The organism is Arthrospira sp. PCC 8006, from assembly GCF_046480465.1.
In the GTDB taxonomy this organism is placed as follows: Bacteria; Cyanobacteriota; Cyanobacteriia; order Cyanobacteriales; family Microcoleaceae; genus Limnospira; species Limnospira platensis.
Window position 1 is genome coordinate 1 of record NZ_PKGG01000222.1, and the last position, 8347, is coordinate 8347.

The following is an 8347-nucleotide window of genomic DNA, read 5'->3' on the forward strand; positions in this document are numbered from 1 at the left end:
GACGGCAGTTTGGGCTGATTTTATAGCTGGTTCCCTGATTAAAAATCCGGGGGTGACTATTGCTGCGGCGGGTGGTTATGTGGCGGGGCGTTCAGATTTGGTAGAAGCGGCCGCCTGTCGCCTCACCGCGCCCGGTTTTGGTAGCAGTGGTGGGGCAACCTTTGAACAATACCGATTGCTGTTTCAGGGGCTATTCCTTGCGCCTCAGATGGTGGGGGAAGCGGTTAAGGGGGGACATTTGATTGCTTATGTGTTTGACCAGTTGGGTTATCGGGTTAATCCTGCGCCTCTGATACCTCGGCGCGATATTATTCAGGCGATCGAGTTGGGTTCACCCGATAAGTTGGTGGCTTTTTGTCGCATTTTGCAGAAGTTTTCGCCTATTGGGTCCTATCTTGATCCGGTTCCGGGGGAAATGCCAGGATATGAGAGTGAGTTGGTGATGGCGGGGGGGACTTTTATTGATGGTAGTACCTCTGAGTTTTCGGCTGATGGTCCTTTGCGAGAACCCTATATTGTTTTCTGTCAGGGGGGGACTCACTGGACTCATGTGGCGATCGCTTTGGAAGCTGCTATAGAAGCGATCGCTTCCCTAAATGATGCTTAATCCGTCAATTTAGCTACTGACTTGGCCGGCGGCCAAGACAATCGCTGCCCTCCGGTAATAGCTGGGGAACTTGTAAAAGGTCTGGTCAAATTGCCGGTATTTGGGGTTGGGGTTCTTGGCGGTTGGGTGAATCAGTTTCTCAACGGCTAGAACCCGTTTTTGACTCGATAACCCTCCGAGAGACGGCCAATGAGTTAAGAGAATTCCTATCAAATGCCGACAGACACCTAGGGAGACCTCAACCGTTTGGCTCAACAGCACTCGCGCTGCTGCTGTCGGGTTAAGATTCCATCGGTCTGTACGGACGATTGATGTGGATTTGTTGGTTGCCATAACGCGCTTGTTACCCCAAGGCTTGTCAGATCGGCAGCTCCTTGACCCCCACCTGCCGTTCGGCGAGGTGGGGGAATGCGTCGCTATTTTTGTTCAAATCTTCATAGGCGACCAAATCGTTAGATTGGATAACGGAATACGCCAATCTCTTGCAATATTCTTTTCGCTGCCTACTTACTCTTAAATGCTTACGAGCATATCTATTTCTAGCTTTGTGATAGTTGTTCGATTGCTTTTTTTGGGCTGTTTTTTTAGCTGGACTGTACTTTTTAGACTTCTTTCGATTGGCTCTCTTTAACTGCTTTTCAGCTTGGCGGTAGAACTTGGGAGATGGTTCAACATTGCCTTTATTGTCAGCAATAAATTATCTAATTCCTAAGTCTAAACTTACTATTTTATGAGTGGGTTCAGTCTCTATCCTGACATTGACAGCGATCGCAAATTGAGCATAGTATCCGTCAGCCCGGCGGACTAATCGGACTCGTTTAATTTGCTTGATATCGTAGTAGTTGAGGTCCCAGGTTCCCTTTTATTTCAGAGTTCCGATACCTTTTTTGTCAGAAAAGGTAATAGCTTTTCTGGTTTCCGAAAGTTTCCATCCGCTAGTTTTATATTCAACTGAGCGAGCATTTTTCTTGAACTTAGGAAATCCCTTTTTCCCCTTAACTTTTTTCTGACAGTTATCGTAGAAGCGAGAAATAGCCAACCAAGCGCGTTCAGGCGCTGATTGTCTAGCCATCGAGTTCAATTCATTAGCCCAAGGAAACTCAGCCGCTAAGACAGCACAATATTTATTAAGGTCATATTTTCCCACCCTCTTATTGTCCATCCAATAGCGCAAACATTTGTTTTGGATGAACTGAGATGTGCGAATAGCCTCGTCTATAGCTTGGTACTGAGATGGTTTGGCTTTTATTTTGAACTCGTATACAATCATTGCCCAACTTAACAAGGTTATGCTATTATGGCATATAAATGAAAAGATAGCAATAGTAGGTAAGCGAATTTATTCGCCTTTGCCGCTACATCCGCCCTTTAAATAGAGTCGGCCAAAGCGGCTATCGAGTCTTTCCAGATCATGCAACTTTTCACATTCCCACGACAAACGGCGCGAGGATTCTCAGTTCTTTCTCAGTCCATGCAAGAGGTGCTTATGACGGGCCAGGACTTACGACAACTTCTGTTAAACAAGTGGGGAGTCTCCTATGATATCCAACTGCGGCGGACGCGGGGCAAAATTTTTGTCCAAGTTATGTGGAAGTACCTAGAACAGGCTTCTTTTCATTTGGGTGAGGCTGAGTATCTCGATCACCTCAATGCGATCGCTGATTATCTCACCAGTTTGGGAGGATCACAACAGGTTACCAATTATATCCTGAACACTCGCGATCGCCCCCGGCTAGGAAAAGCCGTCAGTATTCCCATTGACTTGGGGGGTAGGGCTTCCGAATGGATGGTCTAATCAGAGTCCTCCGTTACCAGGGGAATAGTAATCGTGAACCTAGCCCCTGAGTCGATTTGGGAGGTACAGGTTAACTTACCTCGGTGTTTTTCTTCGATAATATGGCGAGAGATAGCTAACCCAATACCTGTACCCTTACCAATAGATTTAGTCGTAAATAGATAATCAAAAATTTTCTCTTGCACTTGTGCAGTCATACCAATTCCATTATCTTCAATCCTAATCACTGCTGATGTGCCATCTTCTCCCAGTTCAGTGGTAATTTTGATCGAGTGGGGGTCTGTCTCTAAGTCCTCATAGCTGGAACCCTCACTAGCATACTCGATCGCATCAATACCATTAGTGATCAAATTCATGAATACCTGATTCATCTGGCTGGGGTAGCATCTAATCGGCGGAAGGTACCCATATTCTTTAATCACCATGATCGCAGGTCGATCGCGATTCGCTTTTAATCGATGCTGTAAAATCAGCAAAGTGCTTTCAATACCTTGATGCAGGTCGAACAATACCGCATTATTATCATCGGAGCGTGAGAAAGTCCTCAGACTTTGGCTGATATTGCGGATGCGTTCTGTCCCCACTCGCATAGAAGCAATCAGTTGCGGTAGATCCTCCATCAGATATTCAAGATCAATGTCCTCGGCGTGATGATCAAGATCCGGCGGTGCTTCCGGGAACATCTGTTGGTACATTTGCAAGTGTTTCAGCAAGTCGAACACATAAATACTCGCATGGCTCAAATTCGCTTCAATAAAACCAATCGGATTATTGATTTCATGGGCCACCCCAGCCACCAGTTGACCCAAGGTAGACATTTTTTCACTCTGAACCAGTTGTAGTTGAAATTTTCGCAGGTTATCTAGGGCCTGGGTTAGTTCGTGGGTGCGTTCCGCTACTCTCTGTTCTAGTTGGAAGTTGCGATCGGCTAGTTGTTGGGTTAGGTAACGGATCTTTAAATGTACATTAACACGGGCCAGCACTTCTTCTGGCTGAAACGGTTTCGTAATATAGTCTACTGCTCCTAGGGATAAGCCTTTCACCTTATCGGCCGTATCGTCTAGGGCTGTCATCAGAATTACTGGGATATTACAGGTTGAAGGGTTCTGTTTCAGACGGCGACAGGTTTCAAAGCCGTCCATCTTAGGCATGACGATATCCAGCAGAATTAGATCCGGTTGGATCGCTTCCGCTTGGGCGATCGCTTCAATGCCATTGGTGGCGATCGCTATTTGACAACCCACATTGGCGATCGTATCGGCAATCAAACTCAGATTTGATCGGTTATCCTCGACAATTAAAATTGTGTCATCGGTCGAATCAGTCATGGGATCGGGGGGTGTGAAGGTAGTTGGCCAGATTGCTTAATTACCTGATGGCGATAAATAATGAATTGCATCTACTTACTCAATTGTAGCTCAAAGCTGGGGTTTCCTTTCGGGTTCCTTGAGGCGATCGCTACTCTACCCATCATAAATCAGCCTCAAATAAATGAGACAACAACCTCTACTGTGTGGTAATATAGTAAGCACACCTTTCCTATAACTTATTCAACTCACCTACTTAAATCATGACAACATCTTCCGTCAAAGCATCACAATTCCAGCTTGAATCCAATTCTGGGGAGTGCGGAGTCTCCAAACTTCCACCCGAGGCATTGACTCTTATGGCTGACTTTTTTAAAGTTCTTTCCGAAGTCAGTCGCCTCCAGATTGTTTGCTGCTTAAAAACTGGTGCCAAAAATGTTACTCAAATTATTGAAGCCACTGGTTTAGGACAAGCTAACGTTTCCAAACACTTAAAAATGCTTGCTCAAGCTGGGATTGTCACTCGCCGGCAACAGGGGGTTAATGTTTATTATGAAATTGCTAATCCTTTCCTATTTGAGTTGTGTGAGTTAGTCTGTGATTCCCTATCGGTTCAGATAAATCAGCAAAACAAACAGTTTGAAAAGCTCCGAGTTCTTCAAGAAGCATTCTAGCTTCCTAATTAATCACCCGACACAGCCCCTAATTCCCTAGGTCAGTGTCGGGATTTACTAATATTGACAAGTTAGCCTAAGATTTTTGTCCCGCTAACATATCCGCCTCAAAAGGTTTCCCTTTTAACATCCGATTCCAATACAGCCAAGGCAAAACATAGCGCTTCACTAACCACATACTATAACGTTCTTCCGTCGGGTCGAATGGAAAACTAGATTTCGGAACACCATCATAATCAAACTCTGCCATAATTGTCCGCCCATAACCTGTTACCAACGGACAGCAAGCATACCCGCCATATTTTCCCCCTAGTTGTTTAGCAGCCATCACCGCTAACAAATTCTCCACTAATGCGGGTGCTTGTCGCCGAATAGCAGCCGCTGTTTTAGAATTGGGAAGAGACGAAGCATCCCCTAAGCTAAAAACATTCGGATAAACATTATGTTGCAGCGTGTATTTGTCTACATCTACCCAACCTTTCGTGGGTCCCTCTTTCACCGCTAAAGGACTGTTTTTAATAAAATCAGGGGCACTCATTGGCGGCGTGACATGAATCATATCATATTTAATCCTGATTTCCTCTACTCCCGCCTCCGTGGTTTTTTCAAAAACTGCTTCCTGGCTTGAGGGAATAATCGCTTTCAGATTATGCTTATATTTGACATCAATATTTCGGCGCGCGGCAATCTTTTCTAAAGATTCACAGTAGCCTGTTATCCCAAAAATTTTGGCTCCCGGAGTTCCATAAATCACATTCGACCGATTCCTAACTCCATTTTTGATGAAAGTATCATCCGCCAAATACATGATTTTTTGAGGCGCTCCCGCACACTTAATAGGAGTCGCAGGAAAAGTGAAAATCGCGTTCCCTCCTTGAAAATTCTTGATCACTTCCCAGGTGTACTCGGCATAATCTTTAGAATAGTTGCTAGTTACCCCATTTTTGCCGATCGCATCTGTTAGTCCTTCTACTTTATCCCAGTCAATTTGAATCCCTGGACAAACTATCAGATAATCATATTTGATGGCTCGTCCATCTTGCAGAATCACTAGATTTTGCTCTGGTTCAAAGGTTTTTGCTGCTGCTTTCAACCAGGTAGCACCCGTAGGAATACAGTCTTTTTCCTCCCGGATAGTATCTTCAAGACGATAAGCACCACCACCCACTAAAGTCCAAGCTGGTTGATAGTAATGTTTATCTGAGGGTTCAATAATAGCGATATCTAGGCTACTATCCTGTTGTAAAATTTGGGCAGCCACAGTTATGCCAGCCGCTCCCCCACCCACAACCACAATGGTATGATGGAGAGAATCTGTGATGGTTTTGGATGTGGGACTTTCCGAATTTGTCATAAGGTATTTTTACTCCCGTGACTTTAACTTTAATAATTTTAGGCTTTATTGTCAACCAGATCACACCAATCATCAAAATTGTTAACAATTGATCAACACCAATTATTAACCTGAATTTTGATGATAGTATGCTAGTCCCATAACAACAACGATTGCATCATTATTGAACTAGCTATAACCAAAATGGTAGCTGCTAGAGTATTTATACATATCATTCAACCCAGTTGCGCCACCATTCTAATCATTCGTTCAACTGAAAACTGATCTATACATAGCCATTGACATATTCTACCATAAATGCTATAAACGCGTCAACCTTGAGCCATATATTTACCTCCATATTGATGGATTTTTAATATTTTTATTAATCAGATAAATCTCGGCTAAAGTCCCATAAACTAAATCATCAAATCAATCCTATGGTTGCCCACGATCTCATCGAAACCATCAAACAAGATTATCAAAACTTTCCCGATAATCAAACCTATAGTATTTATGCAGAAAACGTTTATTTTAAAGACCCTGTTAATGAATTTTCGGGATGCGATCGCTATCAAAAAATGATCAACTTCATGGCCACCTGGTTTCAGGATATCCAATTAGACTTACATGATATTTCGGAATCTGGGGACACCATCGAGACCCAATGGACTCTCAGTTGGACCGTATCTGTACTGCCCTGGGCTCCGCGACTATCCATCCCCGGTTACAGCCACCTACACATCAACCCAGAAGGCTTAATTGACCGCCACATAGACTACTGGAACTGTTCCCGCCTCGCCGTAGTCAAACAGCTTTTTCAACAAAACAGCCCTAAACGTTAGAATAATGTAAACATATTTTAAGCGGGACTCAAAACTATATGCGCGTGATTTTAATGACCGGAAAAGGAGGCGTTGGTAAAACCTCCGTGGCGGCGGCCACAGGCTTACGGTGCGCCGAACTAGGCTATAAAACCCTGGTATTAAGTACAGACCCAGCCCACTCCCTAGCAGATAGTTTTGATGAACCCCTCGGCCATGAACCCCGCCAGGTGAAACCCAACCTATGGGGCGCAGAACTAGACGCACTGATGGAATTAGAGGGAAACTGGGGGGCTGTCAAACGCTATATCACTCAAGTTCTGCAAGCGCGGGGACTTGATGGCGTTCAAGCCGAGGAATTGGCTATCCTTCCCGGAATGGACGAAATTTTCGGCTTGGTGCGAATGAAGCGGCACTATGACGAGGGGGAATTTGAGGTTCTCATCATTGACTCAGCGCCCACAGGGACTGCTCTGCGCCTATTAAGTTTGCCGGAGGTAGGTGGGTGGTATATGAGAAAATTTTATAAACCGTTACAAGGGATGTCGGCCGCTCTGCGTCCTTTAGTGGAACCCATCTTTAAACCTATTGCTGGTTTTTCCCTCCCGGACAAAGAAGTAATGGATGCACCCTATGAATTTTACGAGCAAATCGAAGCCTTAGAAAAGGTATTAACTGATAATCAGAAAACCTCAGTGCGTCTGGTAACTAACCCAGAAAAAATGGTAATTAAAGAATCCTTGCGCGCCCATGCTTATCTGAGTTTGTACAATGTAGCCACGGATTTAGTGATTGCGAATCGGATTATCCCCGACTCAGTAACCGATCCATTTTTCCAACGCTGGAAGGAGAACCAACAGCAATATCGCCAGGAAATACATGATAATTTCCGCCCTCTTCCTGTCAAAGAAGTAGAACTATTTACTAAGGAAATGTGCGGTTTTGAAGCCTTAGAGCAACTCAAGGATATTTTGTATAAAGATGAAGACCCGACTCTGGTTTATTATCAGGAAAATACTATGCGGGTTATCCAAGATAAAGAATACTATAGTTTGGAGTTATATTTACCGGGAATTCCCAAGGAACAGATACAGTTAAACAAGACGGGTGATGAGTTAAATATCCGTATTGGGAACCACCGCCGCAATTTAGTTTTACCCCAAGCGTTAGCGGCTTTGCAGCCTTCCGGGGCGAAAATGGAGGAAGATTATTTGAAAATTCGATTTGCTGACGTGGCGAAGATTTCCTAAAACTTCTCAATTCCGGGTTCAGTGATTAAGGTAGCTGAATCCGGTTTGTGAGTGTAGTTGAGTATTGGACTTTATTTCGTCCGGCAGCTTTAGCACGATATAGGGCTTGGTCAGCATTTTTAATCAAATATAGCAATACGCAAATACATTAGTACAGCTTTTGAACGCTGCATCTACACATTCTCTCACCGCTTCAAAGTCTTTAAGTTTTGGTCTCATCCATGTCTTTAAGGGAGACCACCAATTTTCAATTTTATTCAAATCTGGTGAATAAGCTGGCAAGTACCAGATTTCGCATCCCACTTCTTCTACCATTTCTTTTATGCTTTCACCGTGATGAAAACTCCCATTGTCAAGAATAATAATATCTCCCTCTTCTAGCTGAGGGAGCAAACATCGGTCCTCTAGCCCTGGGTTTGTCGTCTGCTTCTAATCTTTTGACCTCTCTTTCTATTACATCTACAGCTTGCCGGTAGTTGCGATTTCTAACAATGTCTTTCACCCTTCGGCTACGCTCTTCTACCTCTCTAATTACAAAGATTCCTCATCCCAATTAA

8 protein-coding genes and 2 pseudogenes are annotated in these 8347 nt (G+C 44.1%); 5 read left to right on the forward strand and 5 right to left on the reverse strand.

Going from position 1 to position 8347, the window contains the following annotated elements; translation table 11 throughout:
• Window positions 1–607, forward strand: a 607-nt coding sequence (locus B9T16_RS22805; protein WP_410245856.1) for a methionine gamma-lyase family protein, incomplete at its 5' end; no start/stop codon positions are given.
• A 9-nt stretch (window positions 608–616) separates the two neighbouring features.
• Here B9T16_RS22805 and B9T16_RS22810 read toward each other — a convergent pair.
• Both B9T16_RS22810 and B9T16_RS22815 read right to left on the reverse strand, forming a co-directional pair.
• Complete coding sequence (locus B9T16_RS22810; RefSeq protein ID WP_014276476.1) at window positions 617–940, reverse strand: hypothetical protein; 324 nt, start codon at window positions 938–940, stop codon at window positions 617–619.
• 94 nt (window positions 941–1034) lie between these two features.
• Window positions 1035–1877: pseudogene (locus B9T16_RS22815) on the reverse strand (RNA-guided endonuclease InsQ/TnpB family protein); the annotation flags it as partial.
• Window positions 1878–2093: 216 nt separating this feature from the next.
• On the opposite strand from B9T16_RS22815, the gene B9T16_RS22820 reads away from it, so the two are divergent.
• Window positions 2094–2402, forward strand: a complete 309-nt coding sequence (locus tag B9T16_RS22820) for a DUF3067 family protein (protein WP_006617013.1) — start codon at window positions 2094–2096, stop codon at window positions 2400–2402.
• Here B9T16_RS22820 and B9T16_RS22825 read toward each other — a convergent pair.
• Window positions 2399–3730, reverse strand: coding sequence for a response regulator (locus B9T16_RS22825; protein WP_410245857.1), 1332 nt, complete (start codon window positions 3728–3730; stop codon window positions 2399–2401). The two genes, B9T16_RS22820 and B9T16_RS22825, sit on opposite strands and share 4 nt — an antisense overlap.
• 242 nt (window positions 3731–3972) lie before the next feature.
• Here B9T16_RS22825 and B9T16_RS22830 point away from each other — a divergent pair, with 242 nt between their 5' ends.
• On the forward strand, window positions 3973–4383 hold the full coding sequence (locus tag B9T16_RS22830; protein WP_014276477.1) for an ArsR/SmtB family transcription factor: 411 nt from the start codon (window positions 3973–3975) through the stop codon (window positions 4381–4383).
• A 76-nt stretch (window positions 4384–4459) separates the two neighbouring features.
• Here B9T16_RS22830 and B9T16_RS22835 read toward each other — a convergent pair whose 3' ends face one another.
• Complete coding sequence (locus tag B9T16_RS22835) at window positions 4460–5737, reverse strand: FAD/NAD(P)-binding oxidoreductase (RefSeq protein WP_006617010.1); 1278 nt, start codon at window positions 5735–5737, stop codon at window positions 4460–4462.
• Between the two features lie 419 nt (window positions 5738–6156).
• Between B9T16_RS22835 and B9T16_RS22840 the strand changes: the two genes are divergently transcribed.
• The gene (locus B9T16_RS22840) at window positions 6157–6561 is read left to right on the forward strand and encodes a DUF2358 domain-containing protein (RefSeq protein WP_006617009.1); all 405 of its coding nucleotides are present in this window, start codon (window positions 6157–6159) and stop codon (window positions 6559–6561) included.
• Window positions 6562–6599: 38 nt separating this feature from the next.
• The gene (locus B9T16_RS22845; RefSeq protein WP_006617008.1) at window positions 6600–7790 is read left to right on the forward strand and encodes a TRC40/GET3/ArsA family transport-energizing ATPase; all 1191 of its coding nucleotides are present in this window, start codon (window positions 6600–6602) and stop codon (window positions 7788–7790) included.
• A 123-nt stretch (window positions 7791–7913) separates the two neighbouring features.
• Here the strand turns inward: B9T16_RS22845 and B9T16_RS22850 are convergent.
• Window positions 7914–8183: pseudogene (locus tag B9T16_RS22850) on the reverse strand (transposase); the annotation flags it as partial.
• Window positions 8184–8347 lie beyond the last annotated feature (164 nt).